General features: G+C 61.6%; 19 protein-coding genes. 6 read left to right on the forward strand and 13 right to left on the reverse strand.

The window, feature by feature from the left end; translation table 11 throughout:
- The first annotated feature begins 80 nt into the window (after positions 1–80).
- The 4 genes from B0E42_RS00730 to B0E42_RS00745 all read left to right on the forward strand — a co-directional run bounded on the left by B0E42_RS00730 (position 81) and on the right by B0E42_RS00745 (position 4,141).
- On the forward strand, positions 81–1,187 hold the full coding sequence (locus B0E42_RS00730; RefSeq protein WP_077505257.1) for a hypothetical protein: 1,107 nt from the start codon (positions 81–83) through the stop codon (positions 1,185–1,187).
- Positions 1,184–2,272 (forward strand): DUF6161 domain-containing protein, encoded by a 1,089-nt coding sequence (locus B0E42_RS00735; protein ID WP_053177693.1) that lies wholly within the window; start codon positions 1,184–1,186, stop codon positions 2,270–2,272. The genes B0E42_RS00730 and B0E42_RS00735 overlap by 4 nt, the downstream gene beginning before the upstream one ends.
- Before the next feature lie 260 nt (positions 2,273–2,532).
- Positions 2,533–3,390 (forward strand): GNAT family N-acetyltransferase, encoded by an 858-nt coding sequence (locus B0E42_RS00740; RefSeq protein WP_077505259.1) that lies wholly within the window; start codon positions 2,533–2,535, stop codon positions 3,388–3,390.
- Between the two features lie 43 nt (positions 3,391–3,433).
- Positions 3,434–4,141 carry a cupin domain-containing protein gene (locus B0E42_RS00745; protein WP_018601230.1) on the forward strand — a complete coding sequence of 236 codons (708 nt, stop codon included), beginning with the start codon at positions 3,434–3,436 and terminating at the stop codon, positions 4,139–4,141.
- A 678-nt stretch (positions 4,142–4,819) separates the two neighbouring features.
- Here the strand turns inward: B0E42_RS00745 and B0E42_RS00750 are convergent.
- The 13 genes from B0E42_RS00750 to B0E42_RS00810 all read right to left on the reverse strand — a co-directional run bounded on the left by B0E42_RS00750 (position 4,820) and on the right by B0E42_RS00810 (position 20,675).
- Positions 4,820–5,899 (reverse strand): tartrate dehydrogenase, encoded by a 1,080-nt coding sequence (locus B0E42_RS00750; protein ID WP_077505261.1) that lies wholly within the window; start codon positions 5,897–5,899, stop codon positions 4,820–4,822.
- 40 nt (positions 5,900–5,939) lie between these two features.
- Positions 5,940–7,397 carry an NAD-dependent succinate-semialdehyde dehydrogenase gene (locus B0E42_RS00755; RefSeq protein ID WP_077505263.1) on the reverse strand — a complete coding sequence of 486 codons (1,458 nt, stop codon included), beginning with the start codon at positions 7,395–7,397 and terminating at the stop codon, positions 5,940–5,942.
- A gap of 412 nt (positions 7,398–7,809) precedes the next feature.
- The gene (gene argE, locus B0E42_RS00760) at positions 7,810–8,967 is read right to left on the reverse strand and encodes an acetylornithine deacetylase (protein WP_053177701.1); all 1,158 of its coding nucleotides are present in this window, start codon (positions 8,965–8,967) and stop codon (positions 7,810–7,812) included.
- Positions 8,964–10,118: an FAD-binding oxidoreductase gene (locus B0E42_RS00765; RefSeq protein WP_053189281.1), complete on the reverse strand. Its 1,155-nt coding sequence runs from the start codon at positions 10,116–10,118 to the stop codon at positions 8,964–8,966. Before B0E42_RS00765 ends, argE begins: the two co-directional genes overlap by 4 nt.
- Positions 10,115–11,491 carry an NAD(P)/FAD-dependent oxidoreductase gene (locus B0E42_RS00770; RefSeq protein WP_077505265.1) on the reverse strand — a complete coding sequence of 459 codons (1,377 nt, stop codon included), beginning with the start codon at positions 11,489–11,491 and terminating at the stop codon, positions 10,115–10,117. Before B0E42_RS00770 ends, B0E42_RS00765 begins: the two co-directional genes overlap by 4 nt.
- On the reverse strand, positions 11,473–11,781 hold the full coding sequence (locus B0E42_RS00775; protein ID WP_014337750.1) for a (2Fe-2S)-binding protein: 309 nt from the start codon (positions 11,779–11,781) through the stop codon (positions 11,473–11,475). The genes B0E42_RS00770 and B0E42_RS00775 overlap by 19 nt, the downstream gene beginning before the upstream one ends.
- On the reverse strand, positions 11,778–13,622 hold the full coding sequence (locus tag B0E42_RS00780) for an ABC transporter ATP-binding protein (RefSeq protein WP_014337749.1): 1,845 nt from the start codon (positions 13,620–13,622) through the stop codon (positions 11,778–11,780). The genes B0E42_RS00775 and B0E42_RS00780 overlap by 4 nt, the downstream gene beginning before the upstream one ends.
- Before the next feature lies 1 nt (position 13,623).
- Entirely contained in the window at positions 13,624–14,499 is an 876-nt protein-coding gene (locus B0E42_RS00785; protein ID WP_053177707.1) for an ABC transporter permease, read from the reverse strand.
- Positions 14,496–15,452: an ABC transporter permease gene (locus B0E42_RS00790; RefSeq protein ID WP_003203201.1), complete on the reverse strand. Its 957-nt coding sequence runs from the start codon at positions 15,450–15,452 to the stop codon at positions 14,496–14,498. Before B0E42_RS00790 ends, B0E42_RS00785 begins: the two co-directional genes overlap by 4 nt.
- 43 nt (positions 15,453–15,495) lie before the next feature.
- Complete coding sequence (locus B0E42_RS00795) at positions 15,496–17,139, reverse strand: ABC transporter substrate-binding protein (RefSeq protein ID WP_053177709.1); 1,644 nt, start codon at positions 17,137–17,139, stop codon at positions 15,496–15,498.
- Between the two features lie 85 nt (positions 17,140–17,224).
- On the reverse strand, positions 17,225–18,499 hold the full coding sequence (locus tag B0E42_RS00800; protein WP_077505267.1) for an FAD-binding oxidoreductase: 1,275 nt from the start codon (positions 18,497–18,499) through the stop codon (positions 17,225–17,227).
- Positions 18,500–18,535: 36 nt separating this feature from the next.
- Positions 18,536–19,204 (reverse strand): haloacid dehalogenase type II, encoded by a 669-nt coding sequence (locus B0E42_RS00805; RefSeq protein WP_003203206.1) that lies wholly within the window; start codon positions 19,202–19,204, stop codon positions 18,536–18,538.
- 586 nt (positions 19,205–19,790) lie between these two features.
- Positions 19,791–20,675: a LysR family transcriptional regulator gene (locus B0E42_RS00810; protein ID WP_077505269.1), complete on the reverse strand. Its 885-nt coding sequence runs from the start codon at positions 20,673–20,675 to the stop codon at positions 19,791–19,793.
- A gap of 95 nt (positions 20,676–20,770) precedes the next feature.
- Between B0E42_RS00810 and B0E42_RS00815 the strand changes: the two genes are divergently transcribed.
- The gene (locus B0E42_RS00815) at positions 20,771–21,907 is read left to right on the forward strand and encodes a DSD1 family PLP-dependent enzyme (RefSeq protein WP_018601256.1); all 1,137 of its coding nucleotides are present in this window, start codon (positions 20,771–20,773) and stop codon (positions 21,905–21,907) included.
- Positions 21,897–22,301 (forward strand): RidA family protein, encoded by a 405-nt coding sequence (locus B0E42_RS00820; RefSeq protein ID WP_077505271.1) that lies wholly within the window; start codon positions 21,897–21,899, stop codon positions 22,299–22,301. The genes B0E42_RS00815 and B0E42_RS00820 overlap by 11 nt, the downstream gene beginning before the upstream one ends.
- Positions 22,302–22,430: the final 129 nt, after the last annotated feature.

Raw genomic sequence — 22,430 nt, forward strand, 5'->3', positions numbered from 1 at the left:
CTGTCTTTTTATAAAACAGCAGCTATGACGCTTACCAGGTGATAGCATTTGGCCTTCAACTATCTGAAGGATCAGCATGCATGAAGCAGAACGTAAGGACACAACGACTGGATAAGCTTCATAAGCTTGTGACTGCCTACACCGCCGAAGCTCATGAGGAAAAACTGCTACCTGCCGATCACCCTGCACTCGCCTGGTTCACCCCATTCAAATACCTGAATCCAGTTAGCTGGGCACTTGCCCCAAATAAAATCCCCTACGTAGCGGCCACTGCGTTGGTTGACAGTTATTCCTGCCTGCCGCGAAGACCAGACATGGCGTTTACCTATCTGTGGACGGCTACCAACAGTTGCTACAACGATCTCTATATGAAGTCATCTGCCCATGCGGAAAGCTTGGGAGACTCGAAAGCCATTGAAAAATCCCTGATTGAAATCAACAAGATCATGCAGTCCCAAATCGCCTTGCCAACCGCCTCCTCGCAGGGTCCCGATTTCAGCACCCCTCAAGAAATAATATTGGATTTCGCCCACCGCCTACCTGACAAGACACTGCATTTCGTCGCGTCTTACATCCTCAAGGGTATGGCTATCGAAAAACACAATGAGTTCGTCATAAAAAAAGCAAACAAAACCGGAAAAAAAGCAGACACCATCAGAAAAATTCATATTTCATCATCATACAAATCGTTTAAAACCAAGTTCAAGGTAATGTTCAATCATTTCTACTGGACCTACGGTGAGGCCTATTCCGCCCTATGTACGATTACCGAGAATCCGGACAAAACGGATGTAAGCTTCGGAATAGTCGAAAACGAAAAATCTCGAAAAATCACCCATGCGCTTGGAAAAGAGATAAAAACAATACTCATCAAGATACCTGCCATCGACCAATTCGATGACCTCGGCAAGCCCACCGTAAAAACCCCGGCCCTCTATTCAGACACCCAGAGACTAGAATTTCTCGTGTTTTGCCTTCTCTACGCCACCAGAAACAATAACGCGCACGGAAATGTAGCATCCAGGGTCGGCAGTATATATTCAGACAGTCAAAGCATCGTTGCCGCTACTTGGATTTTTTTGTTTGGCTATTTCTACCTTTCATTGATTCTCCTGTGCTTAGGCTCTATTGAACCCGATGACCTGCATATTCATTCACTCAACGCCTCCTTATTAGATAAAAAATGACTAAACCCGAATTCAAGGCATTAAGCGGTGAGATTTTCGACTTTGAAAATCTCACCGACAGAAATGACTTCATGCAGAATGAAGTGAGCTTTTGGAAGCCAAAACTCAAAAGTCTCAAAAAACACGACACATCGAATGTTCACCAGGCCCTGACGAATATAGCGGCCTGCGTGGAGATTTTTGAATATCACATCGCCATGGAAGAGCAATATTTTCTCGACGAAGAAGCGCCAGAAGAGGAGCTTTCGGACGTCTGGATCTATAGCAACTCACCCGCCACGATCAAATGGCTGGAGATTTATTCGAATGAACCCGCTATTGCCGGAGGTTTCTACGATGCAATTTTTCTAGGCAAAAGTGATAACCCAGGCTCATTTAACGACTTCAGCGGATACCTGGCCGCGTATGAATTCAAACTTCCCCTGCAAAACTCTTTCGCACAGCGTTCCACTTCAGAAGCGGCGGTGATACGTGGAATTCACTCAAACTTCTTCAAGATCAAATACAGGCTCGTAAAAAAAGCAAGAAAAGAAATGAACCTGTTTGCCCAATGGCAAAAGCAGGAAGAGGAGGCCTGGGCAACGCGCCTTGAGACGCTAGAGTCAACATATAAAGAGAAGCTTCGGCTGGAAGGCCCCGCGACCTATTGGGCAAAAAAAGCCAGTGAACACCAGACACGTGGTTATATCTGGACAGGCGTACTCAGCGTCACCTTGTTTTTCTCCGTCATCGGCCTATGGACATCCTTCAATCTATGGCTGAGTGGTGACCGCACACCGATTGCCCTCAATCAGATCGAGGGTGCGCTCATTTTCGTAACCCTTATCTCAACGTTGGCCTTTACCGTCAAAACACTCTCAAAGCTGGTTTTCAGCGCATTCCACCTTCAACGCGATGCAGAAGAACGAGAGCAGCTTACCCACTTGTATCTGACATTGAGCAAAGACACCCAAGTAGACGAGGAATCGAGAAAAATAATCCTCCAGTCGCTGTTCAGCCGCTCGGAGACAGGACTTATCTCTAATGAATCCGGACCAACCATGCCCGGACTGACGGACCTGCTGTCTGCTTTCAAAAAAGGCTGACAGCCACTGAAAGGTTATTCGCGCAGCACCTGCATACTTATCTATCGCGCTTTCGCGTCGGCCCAAGCCTGAAATCCGGCCCGGTATTTACTGCTGGCCGAGCAGCTGATTTGAGCAAGAAATGTGGTCGGCAAAGCCGTTGCTGACGGAACATACCGAATCAATTGGCGGCCCTTGCCAGGCCTCGTTGCAGGTGAGATACACACGCTTTCAGCGGATAAAACCGTCCGATCAAGCGCCTCTTTCAATGGTGATCTGCCATGTCCATTTCGCAACGCCCTACTTACTTCTATCGCGCCATGACCGCCACCGACGTGCCGGCGGCCCATGCCTTGTCCGTGCAGTTGAAATGGCCCCATCGCCTGGAAGACTGGGCGATGTTGCAACGCGTCGCCCAGGGGTTTGTCGTGGAAGACCAGGGTCGTTTGATTGGAACGGCGTTCAGCTGCGCCCAAGGGGACTACGCCACCATCGGCCTGGTGATTGTCGACGATGAGTATCAGGGCCAGGGGATCGGTCGCAAACTGATGGAACTGGCGATCGAGGCTTGCGGCTCGCGGACCGCCGTGCTCAATGCGACGCTGGCCGGTACCCCGCTGTATGCCAGCCAGGGGTTCGTTGATTTTGGGCATATCCAGCAGCATCAAGGGCAAGCGCTGGTGCCGGCCCTGCAAGAACTGGCCGCCGGCGAGCACTGCCGCGAGCTGGGCGAGGCCGATCACGCCGAGCTGATCAAACTGGCCAATGCCGGGAGCGGCCTGGAGCGGAGCGCTGTGCTCAATGATCTGTTCGAGGTCGTTGAACATTCAGTGGGTATCGAGCGCGACGGTCACTTGTGCGCCTTCGCCCTGCTGCGCCCCTTTGGCCGTGGGCGCTGCATTGGCCCGGTCATCGCCCAGACCCTGGAACAGGCCCGGCACTTGATCGCCGTGCTTCTGGCCCACGTGCCGGACGCATTCGTTCGCATCGACACCCCTTCAAACAGCGGCCTGGCCCCTTGGCTGGAAAAGGCCGGGCTCAAGCAGGTCGACACCGTCGCCCAAATGGCACGGGGCACGCCCCCGCAGGCGACCGGCGCGGTTCGGCAATTTGCGCCGGTGACCCAGGCCATTGGCTGAAACCCCCGCACTCCCCTCAACGCTTCCCTGGAGAATCTTCTTCATGCTCGAACCCACTGCAGTGCTGTTGGCACACGCCGATGGCCGCCTTGCCTCAACCCCGTTCACCCCGGGTTCGCTGGGCGCCAAGGATCCGTTCGACCGCCTCATCGCCTATGCCGGGGCGGATGGCATGGCTGCCGGCGTGGTCCGGGCGAGCGGACTGTTCAGCGTCGATGAATACCCCTTCAGTGAGACGCTCGTGGTGCACGCCGGCGCAGTGACGCTGCGCAGCCAGGGGCAGACGTTGCAGCTCAAGCCAGGTGAAAGCGCGGTGATCGGTCGGGGGACGGCGCTTGAGGTCGAGGCGCAACCTGGCTCGCTCTGGGCCTTCTGTGCCGATACCCAGCGCATCGAAACGCACCTTCCCGGGCTGACGGCACTCCCCGCCCACACCCTGCTCTCGCCTTCTGCTGCCCCGGATGACGAGATCCTGCTCAGCCCGCCGCCGCAATGTCGCTCGCACAATTTGTTTGTCGAGCAAGCGAGCAACCTGCGGATCGGTATCTGGGACTCGACGCCCTACACTCGCAAGTCACGACCGCACAAACTGCATGAGCTGATGCACCTGCTCGAAGGCAGCGTCACCTTGCAGGCAGCCGATGGCAGCGACTTGACGGTCAACACCGGCGATACCGTATTCGTCCCGCTGAATGCGCCGTGTGCCTGGAAAAGCAGCGTCTATGTGCGCAAGGTGTACGTCGTCAAGTAATCCGGTGTATGGCAGTTCCACCGCTATCGCGAGCAAGCTTTGCTCCCACAGGGGATTGACGGTGGATGTGAAGTCTGCGGCCAACCGAGAACCCAGTGTGGGAGCGAGCCTGCTCGCGAAGACGGCGGCACATCCAACATCACCACTCGCTGATCCACCGCTTTCGCGAGCAAGCTTTGCTCCCACAACGGGTGCGGGTGGATGTGAATCTTGCCGCCAACCGAGAACCCCATGTGGGAGCGAGCTTGCTCGCGATGGCGGCGGGACAGCCAACATCATCGCAAGCTGATCCACCGCTATCGCGAGCAAGCTTTGCTCCCACAACGGGTGCGGGTGGATGTGAATCTTGCGGCCAACCGAGAACCCCATGTGGGAGCGAGCCTGCTCGCGATGGCGGCAGCACAGCCAACATCATCGCAAGCTGATCCACCGCTATCGCGAGCAAGCTTTGCTCCCACAACGGGTGCGGGTGGATGTGAATCTTGCCGCCAACCGAGAACCCCATGTGGGAGCGAGCTTGCTCGCGATGGCGGCGGCACAGCCAACATCATCGCAAGCTGATCCACCGCTTTCGCGAGCAAGCTTTGCTCCCACAAGGGGGTTTGGCGGGTAGCGTCGGATCAGCAAAAAAAGCCCGCAGTGTGAGCGGGCAAAAGGTGTCGCAGGTTGGATCAAGCCTCAGAGCGCGGCGGCGATGGCCTGGCCAACATCCTGGGTCGAGCCTTGCCCACCCAGGTCGGGGGTGATGGGGCCTTCGGCGATGACTTGTTCGATGGCCTTGAGAATCCCATCGTGGGCCGCGCGGTAGCGTTCATCGCCGTTACCCAGGAAGTCGAGCATCAAGGCGCCGGACCAGATCATCGCGATCGGGTTGGCGATGCTCTGCCCATAGATATCGGGCGCCGAGCCATGCACCGGTTCGAACAGCGATGGGAAGCGGCGCTCCGGATCGAGGTTGGCCGACGGTGCGATACCGATGGTGCCGGCGCAGGCCGGGCCCAGGTCGGAGAGGATGTCGCCGAACAGGTTTGACGCCACCACCACATCAAACCGGTCCGGCTGCAAAACGAAGCGAGCGCACAGGATGTCGATGTGTTGCTTGTCCCACTTCACGTCCGGGTACTGCTCGGCCATCAATGCCGTGCGCTCGTCCCAATACGGCATGCTGATGGAAATGCCGTTGGACTTGGTCGCCGCGGTCAAGCGTTTGCGCGGTCGGGTCTGGGCCAGGTCGAAGGCGAACTTCAGGATCCGGTCGACCCCGCGACGGGTGAACACCGACTCCTGCAGCACGAACTCATGCTCGGTGCCTTCGAACATCTTGCCGCCGATGGAAGAGTATTCGCCCTCGGTGTTCTCGCGGATCACCACGAAGTCGATGTCCCCCGCCTTGCGCCCGGCCAACGGACACGGCACCCCCGGAAACAGCCGCACCGGGCGGATGTTCACGTACTGGTCGAAGTCGCGACGGAACTTGAGCAACGAGCCCCACAGGGAAATATGATCCGGCACTTTGTCCGGCCAACCCACGGCGCCGAAGTAGATCGCGTCGAAGCCCTTGAGTTGTTCGAACCAGTCGGCGGGCATCATCTGCCCGTGTTCCAGGTAGTAATCGCAATGGGCCCAATCGAGCACTTCGATGTCCAGCGACAACTGCCACTTTTTCGCGGCCTGCTCCAGTACCCGCAGTCCTTCAGGCAGGACTTCCTTACCAATGCCATCGCCGGCAATGGCAGCGATTCGAAATGGTTTGCTCATCAATCATGGCTCCCGGGTGTCGGTTCAAATGACGGTCGCATCACAGCCCACCGATGTGGAAGGCTTTGACTTCAAGGTATTCGTCCAGGCCGTACTTGCTGCCTTCGCGCCCCAGGCCCGACTGCTTGATGCCGCCGAAGGGCGCGACTTCCATGGAGATAAGCCCGGTATTGAGCCCGACCATGCCGAACTCCAGCGCCTCGCCGAAACGCCATGAGCGGCGCAGGTCCTGGGTGAAGTAGTAAGCGCCCAGGCCATACGGCGTGGCATTGGCCAGGGCCAGGGCCTGCTCTTCAGTAGTAAAGCGCATCAGCGGCGCCACCGGGCCGAAGGTTTCTTCGTTGGCCAGCAACATCCCGGCATGGGCCTCGCCCAGTACCGTTGGCAGGACGAACTGACTGTCGCCCTCGGGAACACCGCCACACAGCAGGCGCGCGCCCTGGCTCAACGCATCGTCGATGTGCCGGGCGACTTTGTTCACCGCCGCGAGGTTGATCAGCGGGCCGATCATCACGTCAGCCTCCAGCCCATTGCCGACCTTGAGCTTGCCCACCTCCTCCACCAGGCGCGCGGCGAAGCGTTCGTAGATACCGTCCTGCACCAGGATGCGGTTGGCGCAGACGCAGGTCTGGCCGGCGTTGCGAAACTTGCTGAGCATGATGCCGGCGACGGCCTGTTCCAGGTCCGCATCGTCAAACACGATGAACGGCGCGTTGCCGCCCAGCTCCAGGCTCAAGCGCTTGATGTGCTCGGCGCTCTGGCGCATCAACAGGCGCCCGACCGCCGTGGAGCCGGTAAAGGAAATCTTGCGCACCGTCGGGTTGCCGGTCAGTTCTTCGCCGATACCGGCGGGCATACCCGTCACGACGTTGAACACCCCGGCCGGAATCCCGACCCGCTCGGCCAGCACCGCCAGGGCCAGGGCCGACAAGGGGGTCAGGTCCGAGGGTTTGACAACGACCGGGCAGCCCGCCGCCAAGGCCGGGGCGCATTTGCGAGTGATCATCGCATTGGGGAAATTCCAGGGGGTGATGGCTGCACAGACACCCACCGGCTGCTTGAGCGTGAGCAGGCGTCGGTCGCCGCTGGGGGCCGGGATGGTCTCGCCATAGACCCGCCGGGCCTCTTCGGCAAACCATTTGGCGAAACCGGCCCCGTAGCGGATTTCGCCTTTGGCCTCGTTCAACGGCTTGCCCTGTTCACAGGTCATGATCAGCGCGAGGTCGTCGAGGTTGTCCATCATGGCCTGATACCAGCGCTCCAACAGCGCTGCCCTTTCGGCCGCCGGACGCGCGCGCCACGCTGGCCAGGCGCGCTCGGCGGCCTCGATGGCACGCCGGGTTTCCACGCCTTGCATCGCGGGTACACGGGCGAGCACCTGGCCGGTGGCCGGGTCGATGACGTCAAGGGTGGCGGCGTTGTCGGCGCCGAGCCATTGACCGTCGACGTAAGCGAGTTCTGCCAACAGGCTGGGGTCTTTCAATCGATTCTTGAGCATGGTCGCGTCCTGTTCCGAGGTGATTCCAGTCTAAGGAGATGCCACGGGGCAGGATGCTGAAAGCGGGGTTTGGGCAGTGTTGGATGCTGAAGTTTCGAGGTGGGACGGCAGGCTCTACCGAGCCCCAGGCTAAACACCGAACACTGAACATGAACATGAACATGAACATGAACATTGAACATTGAACACTGTGGGAGCAAAGCTTGCTCGCGATGGCGGTGGATCAGGCGACATCGATCAAGACCGTGTCATCGTTCATCGCGAGCAAGCTTTGCTCCCACAGGTGTGTTCCCATAGATGTGTTCCCACAGGTGTGTTCCCACAGGTATGCTCCTACAGGTGTGTTCCCATAGGTGTGCTCCTACAGGTTTGTTCCCATAGGTGTGCTCCCACCTTTTGTTTTGTGCAGGGCTTAGATTTTCAGGGAACCGAGCAACCCTTCCAGAAACCGCTCCCCTGCCTCCATCTGGCTGATCTCGATGAACTCGTCGGGCTTGTGCGCCTGTTCGATGGAGCCTGGGCCGCAGACCACCACGGGTACATCCAGGCGCTGCTTGAACAGGCCGCCCTCGGTGCCGAAGGAGACCTTGGTGGTGCCGGTGTCCGGGGTGGCGAAGTTTTTCAGGAAGCGCACGGCTTCGACGCTCGGATGAGTGTCGAGGCCCGGATAGACGTTGAGGGTTTCGATCTCGATGTCCGCGACGCTGGAGAGTTTCTTGGCTTCACGAACGATCACCTCGGCGCGCTCGCGCAGTTGCTCCAGGAACAGGTCCAGATCGTCGTCCGGCAAATTGCGCACTTCGAAATCCAGGGTGCACAGGTTCGGCACGATGTTCAGTGCCTTGCCGCCGACAATCTGCCCGACATGCACGGTGCTGTAGGGCACGTCGTAATCCGCATCCTGGGCGCCTTGCTCCTGCAATTGCTGCTGGCTCTGGCGCAACGCCGCGATGAAATCGCAGGCCACGTGAATCGCATTGACCGAGCGCGGTGCCAGCGATGAGTGCGCCTCCAGGCCGCGACAGTAGGTGCGATAGGAACCCTTGCCCTTGTGGCCGAGCACGAACTGCATGTTGGTCGGCTCACCGATCACGCATAGGAACGGTCGCACCGGCGCCAGGTGCAGCACGTCGAGCAAGCGCCGCACCCCCACGCAACCGATCTCTTCGTCGTGGGAAAGCGCCAGTTGTAATGGCCGGTTCAACGAATGGTCGGCGGCATCGAGCATGGCGTCGATGGCCAGCGCAATGAAACCTTTCATGTCACAACTGCCGCGCCCGTAGACCCGCCCATCGCGCACGGTCGCCTGGAACGCCGGAACGGTCCAGGCCTGCCCCGCCGCCGGCACCACGTCGGTGTGGCCGGACAGCAGGACCCCGGGCAACTCACTCGGGCCGGTGCTGGCGAACAGGTTGGCCTTCTTGCCGCTCTCATCCTTGACGATCAGCGACTCGATGCCCTTGCTCAGCAACAGCTCGCGCACGTACTCGATCAGGGCCAGGTTCGATTCTGAAGAGACCGTTTCAAACGCCAGCAGGCGTTCGAAAATGGCTAGCACGCGGGGTTTCATGAGGCCTTGCTCCGTTGCTCGGCACAAAGGGCGAACCGGCGGATGGAAAACGGCTCGATGAAGGTTCGAGTGCTGCCGGTGCTGATCAGTTCAGCCATGACATCGCCAACGCCCGGACCGAGCTGGAAGCCATGACCGCTGAAGCCGAACGCATAGTACAAGCCATCAACGTTGGCGCTGGGCCCCATCACCGGCAGGGAATCGGGCAGGTAGCCTTCGATGCCGCTCCACACGCGGATGATGTTGAGATTGCCGACGCCCGGCAGCAGCCGACGCATCTGGTCCAGTTGGTTGAGGATGCTGCGCGGCTCGACATAGGCCCGGCGGTTGAGCATGTCCGGCTTGCTGCGATAGCCGCCGCCGATGATGATATTGCCCCGGGGAATCTGGCGGAAATAGATCACTTCTTCAGGAATCTTGGTGTACACGCCGATCACCGTCGGCAAGGCATACGGCACCGGTTCGGTGACGGCCATCTGCGGGCCATTGGTCTCCAGCGGCACCGGCTCGCCGAACTGCGCCGAGAGTTTCTGGCCCCAAGCGCCTGCGGTAATCAACAGTTGCGCGGCGCTGAACTGGCGACCATCGGTGGTGCTGATGCTGAACCCATCACCGACCTTCTGCACCTCGGCCACCTCGGTGCGTTCCTCGATGCGTGCCCCGAGCCGCCGAGCCGCCCGAGCAAATGCCGGGGCTGCCAGACGCGGGTTGGCGTGACCGTCGTGGGGCGCATAGGAGCCGCCCTTGACGTCCTTGCCCAGAAACGGAAAACGCGCATGCAGCTCGCTGCCGCGATAGATCTGCAAGTCCAACTGCGCCGCTTCCGGTGCCGCTGCGTAAGCCTCAAGCTCGGGTATTTCATCCTCGCGATAACACACGCGCATGTGCCCGCTGGCGATGAACTCCAGGTCGTCGTCGATCAGCTCCGGCAGGCGCTTCCACAGCGCCCACGAGCGGTTGGCCAGTTCCAGTTGCCCGAGAAAACGCCCCTGCCGACGCACGTTGCCAAAGTTGACGCCGCTGGCGTACTGGCCGATCTGGTCACGCTCCAGCAGGATCACCGACTGCCCCCGTTGGCGCAGGAAAAACGCTGCCGCCGAGCCCATCAGGCCGCCGCCGACAATCACCACATCGGCTTTATTTTCCGTCATGGCGTCACCTCCCGAGTGAGCATCGAAAGTGGTTTCACGGGAGCCTGACCACGCTGGCGCCCCACCTCCTGCACCTGGACACCCGCTGCTGCTGCAATCACTTCGGCCCCGGCCTGGGAGCAATAGCGCCCCTGGCAGCGGCCCATGCCAACCCGGCTGAACGCCTTGGCCCGGTTGACTTCACAAGCACCCTTTTCGCTGACGGTGCGGCGCAGTTCGCCGGCGCTGATCATCTCGCAGCGGCAGACGATGGCCTCGTCCGGCAAGGCCTTGGCTTGTGCCGCCGGCCAGGGAAACGCCTGGGCCAGGCCGAGGCGAAACGCGTCCATCACCTTGAGCGCCTGGCGCTGTTCGGCGACGAGTGCGGCGTCCACCGGCTGCTGCAGATCGCTCAACAACGCCAAGGCGACCAGGCGCCCAGCGTGCTCGGCGGCATCGGCGCCACGAATCTTCGAACCATCACCGGCGGCGTAGACACCGCTGACCGAGGTCCGTCCCTCTTCGTCCGTGTCCAGCAGCCATTGGCTGGAGGCCTCGTCAAAGCGCAGGCGGCAGCCCGCCAGGTCAGCCAGTTGGGTTTCCGGGCGCAAGTGATAACCCAGCGCCACCGCATCGCACGCCACCGTCAAGGTTTCCCCACTGGCGGTACGAACTCGCACGCCACTGACACCGGTGGTCGTTTCTCCCAGAATTTGCAGCGGCGAAATACCCAGGTGCACAGCAATTTTCGCCCGATACAGCTGCGCCAACAATTTCATGCCGGTGAACAGCAAGCCCGGGCGCGCCATGAGCTTGGGCAAGGCCTTGATGCGCTGGCCCAGCGGCGATGTGTCCAGCACCGCCGCGACATTGGCGCCGGCCTTGAGGTATTGACTGGCGACCAGATACAGCAGCGGCCCGCTGCCCATGAACACCACCTGGTGGCCGATGGAAACCGCCTGGGCCTTCAAGGCGATCTGCGCGCCGCCGAGGCTGTAGGTACCGCCCAACTGCCAACCCTCGATGGGCATCAGGCGGTCGGTGGCGCCAGTGCAGAGGATCAGCGCGTCGTAATCCACCGTCGTGTGCTGGCTCTGGCTGACGCAGCACAATTGCCCGGGCGTCAGGTTCCACACCAGGGTGTCCGGACGGTAGTCGATCTGTGGGCGCAAGCGGTCGAAACTTTCGTGCAGGTCACGGGCCTTGTCCGCTTCGGTGCCATACAGCGTGGCGTAGGTGCGGGTGAACCCTTCGGGCTGGCGCCGGTAGATCTGCCCGCCATCGCGACGGTTTTCGTCGAGCAGGATCGGCTTGAAGCCCGCTGCGACCAGGGTCTGCGCGCAACGGATACCCGCCGGTCCAGCGCCTACAATGACTATCCGCGCAGCGGCCATATCGCCTCCGGTTGTTGAGTAATGATGTCCAGCCCTTCGCGTACTTCATTGGAGCAGGCCCGCAGGCGTTCGCCGCTGCGGGTCCAGACCCAGCAATCCTGGCAGGCGCCCATCAGGCAGAAACCGGCCCGGCTACCCGGATCGAATTCCGACTGGCGCAACGCCGGGCCGTGGGTCAGCAATGCGACCATCAGCGTGTCGCCCTGCAACGCCTCGACCGGGACGCCATCCACTTTCAATTTGACGACGGGCCGGCCCTGTTCGGCCAACCTCACGAAACGCGCGCTCATGCGTAGGCTCCCACGATCATGCTGTTTGAATCCTGTTGGCGCTTGAGCAGCTCGGCACTGTCGTGATGACAGAGCACCTCGCTGCCGCCATCGATGATCCGCCGGGGCGGCGCGGTGTGGTTGCACAGGCCATCGACCCGCACCGGGCAGCGATTGAGGAAGGTGCACAGCTGCGGCACCTCGGCGCGCGCGCCCAACGCCGGCAGCGTGCCGCACGTCGTGGTGCCACAACTTTCCAGCCAGCCCTGGCGCAACTCCGGCACTGAGTGGATCAACAGGTCGGTGTAGGGATGGAACGGCGCCTGGGCGAACGATTGCCGGCTGCCCTCTTGAACCTTGTGGCCGCTGTACATCACCACGATGTCGTCGCACAGCGCCCGCACCGTGGAGATGTCATGGCTGATGAACAGGTAGGACACCCCCAGTTGCTGGCGCAGGTCGCGCAGCAGTTCAAGGATCGCCGCTCCGACCACCGTGTCCAGCGCCGAGGTCACTTCATCGCACAGGATCAGGTCCGGCTTGGCCGCCAGCGCCCGGGCCAGGTTGACCCGCTGTTTCTGTCCGCCGGAGAGTTCGCTCGGGCGGCGCTCGGCCATGTCCCGTGGCAGACGCACCAGGTCGAGCAATTCGCCGATACGCTCACGCAGCGCCGCGCCCTTGAGGCCGAAATACATCTTCAGCGGCCGGCTCAGGATGGTGCTGATGCTGTGCATCGGGTTGAGCGCGGTGTCGGCATTCTGGAACACCATCTGGATGCGTCGGAACTGTTCGTCCGTGCGTTCGGACAGGCTGCCACCCAGTGGCTGGCCGTCAAACGTCAGCCCGCCCAGGGCCGGGGTCAACAGCCCGGCCACCACCCGCGCCAGGGTCGATTTGCCCGAGCCTGACTCACCGATCACCCCGATGGCCTGGCCCCTGCGCACGGTCAGGTCGATGTCTTCGAGCACCCGGATCGCCGGCATGCCGTGCTGGTTCTTGTTGCCGTAGCCGGCGGTCAAGCCCTTGATGGTCAACAGCGGCGTGTCTTCGGCCACGCCGCACGGCGGGCGAATCGTCGTGTCTGGCCGTGCCGCCGCCAGCAGGCTGCGGGTGTAGGCGTGAGCCGGGCCCTTGAGCAGCGGCGCGGTGGCGCTCTGTTCGAAGATCTGCCCGCCGTTGAGCACCACGATCTGGTCGGCCATCTGCGCCACGACAGCCAGGTCGTGGGACACGTAGACCGCCGTCGCGCCACGCTCGCGCACCACCCGCTTGAAGGCGCGCAGCACGTCGATCTGGGTGGTCACATCGAGGGCCGTGGTCGGCTCATCGAGCACCACCAGCAGTGGATCGCTGATCAGCGCCATGGCCGCCATCACCCGCTGCAGTTGCCCACCGGACACTTGATGGGGATAGCGTTGACCGATGCATTCGGGGTTGGGCAGCGCCAGGTCGCGGAACAGTTCGATGGCCTTGGCTTCGAGCACGGCCCGGCTGCCCAGGCCATGGATCAACGCCCCTTCCACCACTTGGTCGATAAGTTTCTTGGCCGGGTTGAACGCCGCCGCGGCGCTTTGGGCGATGTACGATACCCGATTGCCGCGCAGGCCTTGCAGCTCGCGCTCACTCAAGGCGAGCATGTCGTGCTCGCCAATCTGCACCACGCCACCGGCCAGGCGGCAACCGCGCCGGGCATAACCGAGCAGTGCCAGGGCGATGGTGGTCTTGCCCGAACCGGACTCGCCGATCAGCGCCAGCACTTCACCTTTCTCCAGGGAGAAACTCACGCCCTTGACGATCTCCACCTCGCTGCGCTCGCCACAGGCGACCACGCGCAGGTTCTCGACTCGGATCAATTGGCTCATATCAATGGCCTCCCGTACGTCGGTTGCGCCGCGAAGACAAGCGGTCGATAAACAGATTGACGCCAATGGTCAGGGTGCCGATGGCCAGGGCCGGAATCACAATGGCCGGCGCGCCCTGGTTGAGGCCGCCGATGTTTTCCCGCACCAGCGAGCCCAGGTCGGCATCCGGCGGCTGCACGCCCAGGCCGAGGAAGCTCATGCCGCTGAGCAGCAGGACGATGAAACCGAAACGCAAGCCCAGGTCGGTCAGCACCGGGTTGAGCATGTTCGGCAGGATTTCCACACAGGCGATGTACAGCCGGCGTTCGCCACGGGTGCGGGCCACTTGCACGTATTCCAGGGCCTCGATGTTCACCGCCATGCTGCGGGCGATACGAAACGCCCCCGGGGTAAAGCTGAGCACCGCCGTGCAAATCAACAGGGTCACCGACGAGCCGAACGCCGAGACCATGATCAGCGCGAGCATCTTGCTCGGGATCGAAATGAAGGCATCCATCAGGCGGCTGATCAGTTCATCCAGCCACTTCGGCGAAACCACCGACAGCAGCGCGCAACTGGTGCCCAGCCCACTGGCCAGTACTGCCGCCACCAACGCCAGGCCCACCGTGAAGCGCGCCCCCACGAGAATGCGGCTGAGCATGTCGCGGCCCAAATAATCGGTGCCCAATGGATACGTGGCGCTGAAGTTGTCGAAGACGTTATCGGAGACCACTTCCCCCACCGGGTGGGGTGCCAGCCATGGCCCGAAGATCGCCACCAGCAACCAGATCACGCACATCGCGGCGCCGATCAGGCCGAGCCAGGGGGTTCTGCGCGACACCTTGCCCAAGGCCAGTTCGGGCGCCGCAGGCGGGGATTTCACAATGAGATTGTTCATTGGTTTCTCAGCCTCGGATTGGACAGGATCGCGCACAGGTCAGCCACCAGCACCAACACCAGGTACGCCGTACAAAACAGCATGGTGCAGGCCTGGACCAGCGCCATGTCGCGGTTGGTCACGGCATCGACCATCAGGCTGGCGATGCCGGGATAGTTGAAGATCGTCTCGACGATCACCACCCCACCCAGCAGGTAGGACAGGCTCAGGGCGATGGCATTGGCGATCGGCCCGATGGCATTGGGCAAGGCATGGCGCAGCACCACCCGCACCGGGCTCACGCCTTTGAGACGGGCCATTTCCACGTAGGGGCTGTCGAGTTGATCGATCACTGCCGCCCGGGTCATGCGCGCCATTTGCGCGACGATGACGCAGCACAGGGTCATCACCGGCAAGGCGTAGGTACGCATGAATTGCAGCGGCGAAGTGATCTCGCTGGAATAGGACAGCGCCGAAAGCCAGCCCAGGTTCACCGCGAAAATCAGCACGGCAAGGGTGGCGACCAGGAACTCCGGCACCGCCACCATCGTCAGGGTGAAGAAGCTCAGGAAGCCGTCGATGCGTCCCCCTCGCCCCATCGCCGAGCCGATGCCCAGGATCAACGCCACCGGCACCGACACCAGCGCCGTGGCCGCCGCCAGCATCAGGGTGTTGGGGACCCGGCCAGCCATCAACTCGCTGACCGGCGTGGCGTTGGAGATCGACACGCCCATGTCACCGCTGAGCAGGCTCATCAACCAGTGCAGGTAGCGCAACACACCCGGTTGGTCCAGGCCCATCTTCACCCGCAACGCCGCCACTTGCTCAGGCGTGGCGAACTGTCCAAGGGACTGTTGCGCCGCGTCTCCCGGCAACACCGCCGTAATGGCGAACACCACCATCGATACGATCAACAGGGTCACGACTGCAGCGCCGAGGCGCCGGCCGATCAACCAAAGTGTGTTGCTATTCATCGCCCTACCCCTTGTGCCATGTCACGCCGCCAGACCACACGCATCAAGCGTCAAGCCAGACTTGCTCGGCGAACATATAGCCCATGAAACCGCCCAGCGGGTTGGTGCCATAACCTTTGACGCGTTGGTCGACGCCATCGATGTTGCTGATGAACACCGGGATGCCGATGCCGCTGTGGTTATGCACCAGGGTCTGCATATCCGCGTACATCTTGCCGCGCTTGGCTTCATCGGTTTCACCGCGAGCCTGGATCAGCAACTGGTCGAACTGCGGGTTTTTCCAGCCGGATTCGTTCCACGGCGCCGTCGACTGGAAGAACTGCGAGAACAGCATGTCGGCGTTAGGCCGCGGGTTGATGTTGCCGAAGCTCAGCGGGTGCTTGGCCCAGTGGTTGGACCAGTAGCCGTCGCTCGGCAGGCGGTTGACGTTGAGCTTGAGCCCGGCCTCCTTGGCCGATTGCTGCAGCAGCACGGCAACGTCGACCGAACCGGTGGCGGCTGGCGAGCACATCACCGGCATGCTGATGCTTTCCATGCCGGCCTTCTTCAGCAGGAAACGGGCCTTCTCCGGATCGTAGGTCCGTTGCGGCAGGTCGGCGTTGTAGAAACGGGCGCCGGGCGCAATCGGGTGATCGTTGCCGACCCTGGCGAAACCCCGGAAGATCGCCGACTTGACCTGTTCGCGGTCCAGCAGCAGTTTCATCGCCTCGGTGAACTCCGGGCTCTGGCCGGGCAGCTGGTCCTGGCGAATGATCAGGTCGGTGTAGTTACCTGACGGCGAGTCCACCACGCGATGGGTGGTGCTTTCCTTGATGCGCGTGGTCGAGCGCGGGTTGACCTCGTTGATGATCTGCACGTCGCCCGACAGCAACGCGTTGACCCGTGACGGCTCGTCACCGATGCCAATGAATTCGATCTCGTCCAGGTACGGCAGGCCAGGCTTCCAGTAGTTGGTATTACGCGCGCCGATGGAACGCACCCCAGGCTTGAACTCCTTGACCTTGAACGGACCGGTGCCGATGCCCTGGTTGAAGTCGCTGGTGCCCTCGGGGACGATCAACAGATGGGAAATGGCCAGGATCGATGGCAGCTCGGCATTCGGGCCGCTCAGGCGTATCTGCACTTCATGGGTGCCGGTGGCCTTGACCTCGGCAAACTGCTCGGCCAGCGGCAAGACCTTGGAACCGGTGATCGGGTCTTTGTGACGCATCAGGGAAAACACCACGTCGGCGGCGGTGAGGCCCTTGCCGTTGTGGAAGGTCACTTCCTTGCGCAGGGTAATCACCCAGAGCGTGGCGTCGGTGGTGTCAATACGTTCGGCCAGTTCCAGTTGCGGCACCATGTGGCTGTCGAAACGCGTCAGGCCGTTGTAGAACATGTAGTGACGCACGTAGTCCGTGGACGATGAGCCTTTGGCCGGGTCCAGGGTATCGGCGGTGGAACTGGAGATACCGGCGACCCGGATACGCCCGCCGGGCTTGCCTTTGCCGGGGCTTGCCTGCTCATCGGCAAGCAGCTTGCCGGCGGCGCCGAACAGGCTGCCGGCACCCGCTGCGGCCACACCGGCCAGTCCGAGCATCTGCAATGCATGGCGGCGCGACATGCCGCGGTTGAGCCCTTCGAAAACACGCAGACTTTCTGTACCGGTGATCAACTGGTCTTTGATGCCGTTTTTAGTGTCACTCATGTCAGTTCTACCTTTCGGAAAATGATAGGGCTCGATTACGTGCATTAACGCAACGTGGTTGAAACGCCAAACAACCCGGTGAAACTCAGTGCAGGTAGTCCTGCAAGCGGTAATACGCGCCGACCAGCGGCAAAAACCAAGGCTTGCCGAAGTGCCCGGGAATGGCCGGCCAGTCCAGTTCGCGCCAAGGGTTGGCCTCGACCTTGCCGGCCATGACCTCGGCCATGACCTGCCCCATGTGCACCGACATCTGCACGCCGTGGCCGCTGTAGCCCATGGAGTGATAAACCCCGCCATGCTGGCCAGCCCGAGGCAGGCGATCGGAGGTCATGTCCACCAGGCCGCCCCAGCAATAGTCGATCCGAGTGTTCGCCAACTGCGGGAACATCTGCACCATGGCCGCTTGCAACACCTTGCCGCTCTTGGCGTCGGAAACACTGTCGGACATGGCGAACCGCGCACGGCCGCCAAACAGCAAACGGTTGTCCGGGGTCAGGCGAAAGTAGTTACCGATCATGCGGCTGGTGACATAGGAACGCCGGGCCGGCAGCAAGCTGTCGATCAGTGCCTGGGGCAGGACCTCGGTGGCGATCACGAAGCTGCCCACCGGCACGATCCGCCGCCGATACCAGCCCAAACCACCCTGCTGACAGGTACCGGTCGCCAGCAGGATCTGCGAGGCTTGCAGCGCCCCTTTGCTGGTGTTGACTCGATAACCGCCGGCACTGGCCTTCCAGTCCTGCACCGCCACGCCCTGGAAGACCAACGCACCGTGACGGGCGGCCGCTTGCGCCAGGCCGACGCCGAAACGCCCGACATGCATCTGCACGCCATTGCGCTGCAACAGGCCGCCGTGAAACTGCGCCGAATTGACTTCCGCCCGCGTCTCCTGGGCCGAGAGCAACTCGACCTCGGCATCGACTTCCTTGCGGATCAATTCACAGGTGCGCGCCAACCCTTCGTAGTGCATCGGCTTGGCAGCCAGCTTGAGCTTGCCGTTGCGCTTGAGGTCGCAAGCAATCTGCTCTTGCTCCACCAGCGTCACGACGCTCTGCACGGCGCTTTCATAGGCTTGGTAATACGCCCGAGCCTTGTCGGCACCGAGGCTGGCGGTGAGTGCCGCGTAATCCTGGGCCACGCCGGTGCTGCAATGCCCGCCGTTGCGCCCTGACGCCTCGCCAATCACCCTGCCCGCTTCCAGCACCGCCACGCTGGCCCCCTTCAAGGCCAGGGCCCGCGCCGCCGCCAGACCGGTGAAGCCGCCACCGACGATGGCGACATCGACCTGCCCGGGCAATCCGCCGAGCTGAGCACCGGTGAACGCCGGTGCGGTGTCGAGCCAATAGGACTCACTGCCCATGTCTAACCCCTTTCGCCTTCAAGCGTGCGTCGAGACTCAGAGCCCGACCAGAGCGGGCAACCCGCCGATGTCCGGGATCTGGTGGTAGCCAAAGGCAGCGTTGGCCGGGTGTTCATGACCGCGGGCGACGAAGGCTTTGTGCTTGATCTTCATGTCGTGGGCCGACATCAGGTCGTAGCGGAAGCTCGACGACACATGCAGGACGTCTTCCGGTCCGCAGCCAAGGTTATCGAGCATGAATTCGAAGGCGGCCAGGCGCGGCTTGTAGGCCTGGGCCTGCTGGGCCGTGAAGACTTTATGGAAAGGTGCGCCGAGCTTGTCGACGTTGGACATGATCTGCTCGTCCATCGCGTTGGAAAAAATCACCAGGGGGATCTTGTCGGCGATTTTCGACAGGCCCGCCGGTACATCGGCGTGGGGGCCCCAGGTTGGCACGGCGTCGTAATAGAGCTGGCCTTCGCCACGATATTCGACGCCCCAACGCTTGCAGACCCGCATCAGGGAGGTCTTGATGATTTCATCATAGGGCCGCCAGTCCCCCATCACCTGGTCCAGGCGATAAGCGGAGAAATCCTTGACGAACTGGTCCATCTGCCCGGCATCGACACGGTCAGCGAACAGCTCGCGGGTCATGGTGCCCATCTGGAAATTGGTCAACGTGCCGTAGCAGTCGAAGGTGATGTACTTGGGTCGAAGAAAGCTCATGAGTGCGGTCCTGGATTGTTGTTGAAGGCTCGACGAGGCGAACGATGGCGCCTTTCGTGAGGCATCGGTGCAACGCTGCATCACGTTTTCATTACAACACCATGAGACCGTGGATAAATCGTTAAAAATACCGGCCGCTTGGTACAAACCACCGTTTTGCGGGGCTCGCTCAGCAGACTTTGCGGGATGCTCCAGGCGTGGGCGTTGTGCCCGTGTTTCTTCGGTTTGCGGACAGTTATGGTGCGCCAAACGACTCTGCAAAGCGTTGTTTTCGGCAGAATCTACGCTTGGCGCAGCAGCTTCAGCATCCGCGGTGAATGGGCTGCCGTCATCGCGAGCAGGCTCGCTCCCACAGGAGGGATGGTGGTGGACACAGGTTCAAGGACCGCCGCCGATCCTTTGTGGGAGCGGGCTTGCTCGCGAAAGCGGTGGGTCTGCTTGCAAGTGTGGTGAATGGGCTGGCGTCTTCGCGAGCAAGCCCGCTCCCACAGGGGGGTGGTGGACACAGGTCCGAGGAACGCCACCGATCCTTTGTGGGAGCGAGCCTGCTCGCGATGGCGGTGGGTCGGTAGGAGCAGTGGCCTATTCAGACCTTCAGTTCGGCCTCCAGGAAGCTCACCAACGCCTGCACCCGCGCGCTGCGCAGTTTGCGCGAGGGCACCAGCAGGTTGATGGGGGCGCTGTCGAATTGCCAATCGGCGAGCACCCGTACCAGGCGGCCGTCGGCGATGGCTTTGCTGACGTCCCATTGCGAACGCAGCACCAGCCCCAGGCCCTGTTCGGCCCAGCGTCGGGCCACGCTGCCATCGTTGCTCAACAAGGCAGGCTTGATCCGCAGGGTCTTGCGCCCGTGTGCGTTGCGCAGGTGCCACAGGGTGACATCTTCATCGTTTTCACGAATACAGATGCAGCGGTGCTCGGCGAGTTGCTCCGGCACTAGCGGTGTGCCGTTCTGCTCCAGGTAAGCGGGACTCGCGCACAGCCAACGGTCATTTTGCGTGAGAGGCCGGGCGACCCATTGGCTGTCGCTCAGGTGACCGATGTGAATCACCGCATCGCTGTCATGACGGTCAGGCCAGGGCGTTTCCCGTAGATCCAGATGCAGGCACAGCTGCGGATGCAACCTGGCAAAACGGGCCAGCAGCGGCGCGAGGCGTTGGCGTCCATAGCCGAACGGTGCCGCCAGCCTGAGGGTGCCAGCCAGTTGATCGTCTTGCTGCCTGAACGATTCGGGAAGCGCTTCCAGCTGTTCCAGCAACAGCGCACTCTGGCGCGAGAAACGCTCGCCGTCGGCGGTCAGGCTCAGCCGCCGGGCGTCGCGATTGGCCAAGGTCAGGCCCAGGAGTGTCTCCAGTTTGCGCAAGCGCATGGACAGCGCTGGCGGCGAGACATTGAGGGCCCTGGCAGCGGCGCTCAACGATTCGCAGCGTGCCAGCGTCACGGCCATGCGCAGGTCTTCGAGGCTGATCATTCAGTTCAACTTAATGATTGATGACAGCGCATTGAACCACGGCTTTACGATGACTGAGTAGAGTCGAGCCTGTCTTTTACCCGCGAGCCTCGTTCATGCCAGTCTCAATTGCTTCCCTCGATACCCCGGTCGCGCTCATCGACGTGCCGCGAATGCAGCGCAATATCCAACGCATGCAACACCGCATGGACGCCTTGGGCGTGCGTTTGCGCCCGCACATCAAGACCAGCAAATGCCTGCCGGTGGTTCAGGCGCAGCTTGCAGCAGGCGCCAGCGCCATCACCGTGTCGACCCTCAAGGAAGCCGAGCATTGCTTCGCCGCCGGCATCCACGACATCTTTTATGCCGTGTCCATGGCGCCCGGCAAACTGGCCCAGGCCCTGACGCTGCGGCGCAAGGGCTGCCGCTTGAGCATCTTGACCGACAGCCTGGCGGCGACGCAGGCCATCGTCGATTTCGGCAGGCAGCACGACGAACGTTTCGAGGTCTGGATCGAGATCGATTGCGATGGCCATCGGTCCGGCGTGCGCGTTGAAGACGATGCACTTGTCGACATCGCCCGGCAACTCAGCGAAGGCGGCATGCAGTTGTGCGGCGTCATGACCCACGCCGGGTCCAGCTACGAGCTCGACACCCCCCAAGCGCTGCAAGCCTTGGCCGAACAAGAACGCCACCTCTGCGTCAGCGCCGCCCAACGCATCCGTGCAGCCGGGCTGGCCTGCCCCGAGGTCAGCATCGGCTCCACACCCACGGCACTTTCGGCGCAAAGCCTGGAAGGCGTCACTGAAGTGCGCGCCGGCGTCTATGTGTTCTTCGACCTGGTGATGCACAACATCGGTGTTTGCCAGGCGGACGAGCTGGCCTTGAGCGTGCTAACCACGGTCATCGGTCACCAGCCGGACAAAGGCTGGATCATCACCGATGCCGGCTGGATGGCCATGAGTCGTGATCGAGGTACGCAGCGCCAGCAAACGGATTTCGGCTATGGGCAGGTGTGCAGCGAAGCCGGTGACTGGATCGAGGGCGCGCTGCTCACCAGCGCCAACCAGGAACACGGCATCGTCACCCTTTCCAGCCCCGGGGACATCGATATCACCGAGCGGTTTCCCATCGGCAGTCGCCTGCGCATCCTGCCCAACCACGCCTGCGCCACCGGTGCGCAATTCCCTGATTACCACGCCTGCGATGCCTCGGGCGCGGTGCACACCTGGAGTCGTCTGCATGGCTGGTGAAATCGAGTTGATTCACACAACCCAGGCGGCCGCTGCGGGCGGACATTACGCTCAAGCGGTTTTGCACCAGGGCGTCTTGTACGTGTCCGGACAACTGCCAGTGCGCGCCGATGGCAGCCACAGCGTCGACCAACCGTTCGAAGTGCAAGCCATCATCGCCCTGGACAACCTGATGGCGATTCTCGGCGCGGCAGGCCGCAGCCCCAACGACCTGCTGAAAGTGACGGTCTATGTCGCCGGCATCGAACACTGGCCGGCTTTCGACCGGATCTACGCCCACTATCTCGGCGAACACCGGCCTGCGCGCGCGGTGGTGCCCGTCCCGGCCTTGCACCATGGGTACCTGATCGAAATCGAAGCGCTGGCCCGTGCGCGCCCCTTCCCAACGGCATGAGATGAACCTGTGGCGAGGGGATTTATCCCCGCGGGGCTGCGCAGCAGCCCTAAAACAGTGAACTCAATCTTCCTGGCACGCCGAGTCGCCTGGCTTGGGGCTGCTGCGCAGCCCAGCGGGGATAAATCC

This window comes from Pseudomonas sp. A25(2017) (assembly GCF_002001065.1).
GTDB lineage: Bacteria > Pseudomonadota > Gammaproteobacteria > Pseudomonadales > Pseudomonadaceae > Aquipseudomonas > Aquipseudomonas kilonensis.

Bases quoted from the DNA above. Each gene is read 5' to 3' on its own strand.
- B0E42_RS00745 (WP_018601230.1), top strand. From the start codon at position 3,434: ATGCTCGAACCCACTGCAGTGCTGTTGGCACACGCCGATGGCCGCCTT.
- B0E42_RS00800 (WP_077505267.1), bottom strand. From the start codon at position 18,499: ATGGGCAGTGAGTCCTATTGGCTCGACACCGCACCGGCGTTCACCGGT.
- B0E42_RS00765 (WP_053189281.1), bottom strand. From the start codon at position 10,118: ATGACGGAAAATAAAGCCGATGTGGTGATTGTCGGCGGCGGCCTGATG.
- B0E42_RS00780 (WP_014337749.1), bottom strand. From the start codon at position 13,622: ATGAGCCAATTGATCCGAGTCGAGAACCTGCGCGTGGTCGCCTGTGGC.
- B0E42_RS00790 (WP_003203201.1), bottom strand. From the start codon at position 15,452: ATGAATAGCAACACACTTTGGTTGATCGGCCGGCGCCTCGGCGCTGCA.
- B0E42_RS00755 (WP_077505263.1), bottom strand. From the start codon at position 7,397: ATGCTCAAGAATCGATTGAAAGACCCCAGCCTGTTGGCAGAACTCGCT.
- B0E42_RS00750 (WP_077505261.1), bottom strand. From the start codon at position 5,899: ATGAGCAAACCATTTCGAATCGCTGCCATTGCCGGCGATGGCATTGGT.
- B0E42_RS00730 (WP_077505257.1), top strand. From the start codon at position 81: ATGAAGCAGAACGTAAGGACACAACGACTGGATAAGCTTCATAAGCTT.
- B0E42_RS00810 (WP_077505269.1), bottom strand. From the start codon at position 20,675: ATGATCAGCCTCGAAGACCTGCGCATGGCCGTGACGCTGGCACGCTGC.
- B0E42_RS00735 (WP_053177693.1), top strand. From the start codon at position 1,184: ATGACTAAACCCGAATTCAAGGCATTAAGCGGTGAGATTTTCGACTTT.
- B0E42_RS00785 (WP_053177707.1), bottom strand. From the start codon at position 14,499: ATGAACAATCTCATTGTGAAATCCCCGCCTGCGGCGCCCGAACTGGCC.
- B0E42_RS00770 (WP_077505265.1), bottom strand. From the start codon at position 11,491: ATGGCCGCTGCGCGGATAGTCATTGTAGGCGCTGGACCGGCGGGTATC.
- B0E42_RS00775 (WP_014337750.1), bottom strand. From the start codon at position 11,781: ATGAGCGCGCGTTTCGTGAGGTTGGCCGAACAGGGCCGGCCCGTCGTC.
- B0E42_RS00805 (WP_003203206.1), bottom strand. From the start codon at position 19,204: ATGAGCTTTCTTCGACCCAAGTACATCACCTTCGACTGCTACGGCACG.
- argE (WP_053177701.1), bottom strand. From the start codon at position 8,967: ATGAAACCCCGCGTGCTAGCCATTTTCGAACGCCTGCTGGCGTTTGAA.
- B0E42_RS00815 (WP_018601256.1), top strand. From the start codon at position 20,771: ATGCCAGTCTCAATTGCTTCCCTCGATACCCCGGTCGCGCTCATCGAC.
- B0E42_RS00740 (WP_077505259.1), top strand. From the start codon at position 2,533: ATGTCCATTTCGCAACGCCCTACTTACTTCTATCGCGCCATGACCGCC.
- B0E42_RS00795 (WP_053177709.1), bottom strand. From the start codon at position 17,139: ATGAGTGACACTAAAAACGGCATCAAAGACCAGTTGATCACCGGTACA.
- B0E42_RS00820 (WP_077505271.1), top strand. From the start codon at position 21,897: ATGGCTGGTGAAATCGAGTTGATTCACACAACCCAGGCGGCCGCTGCG.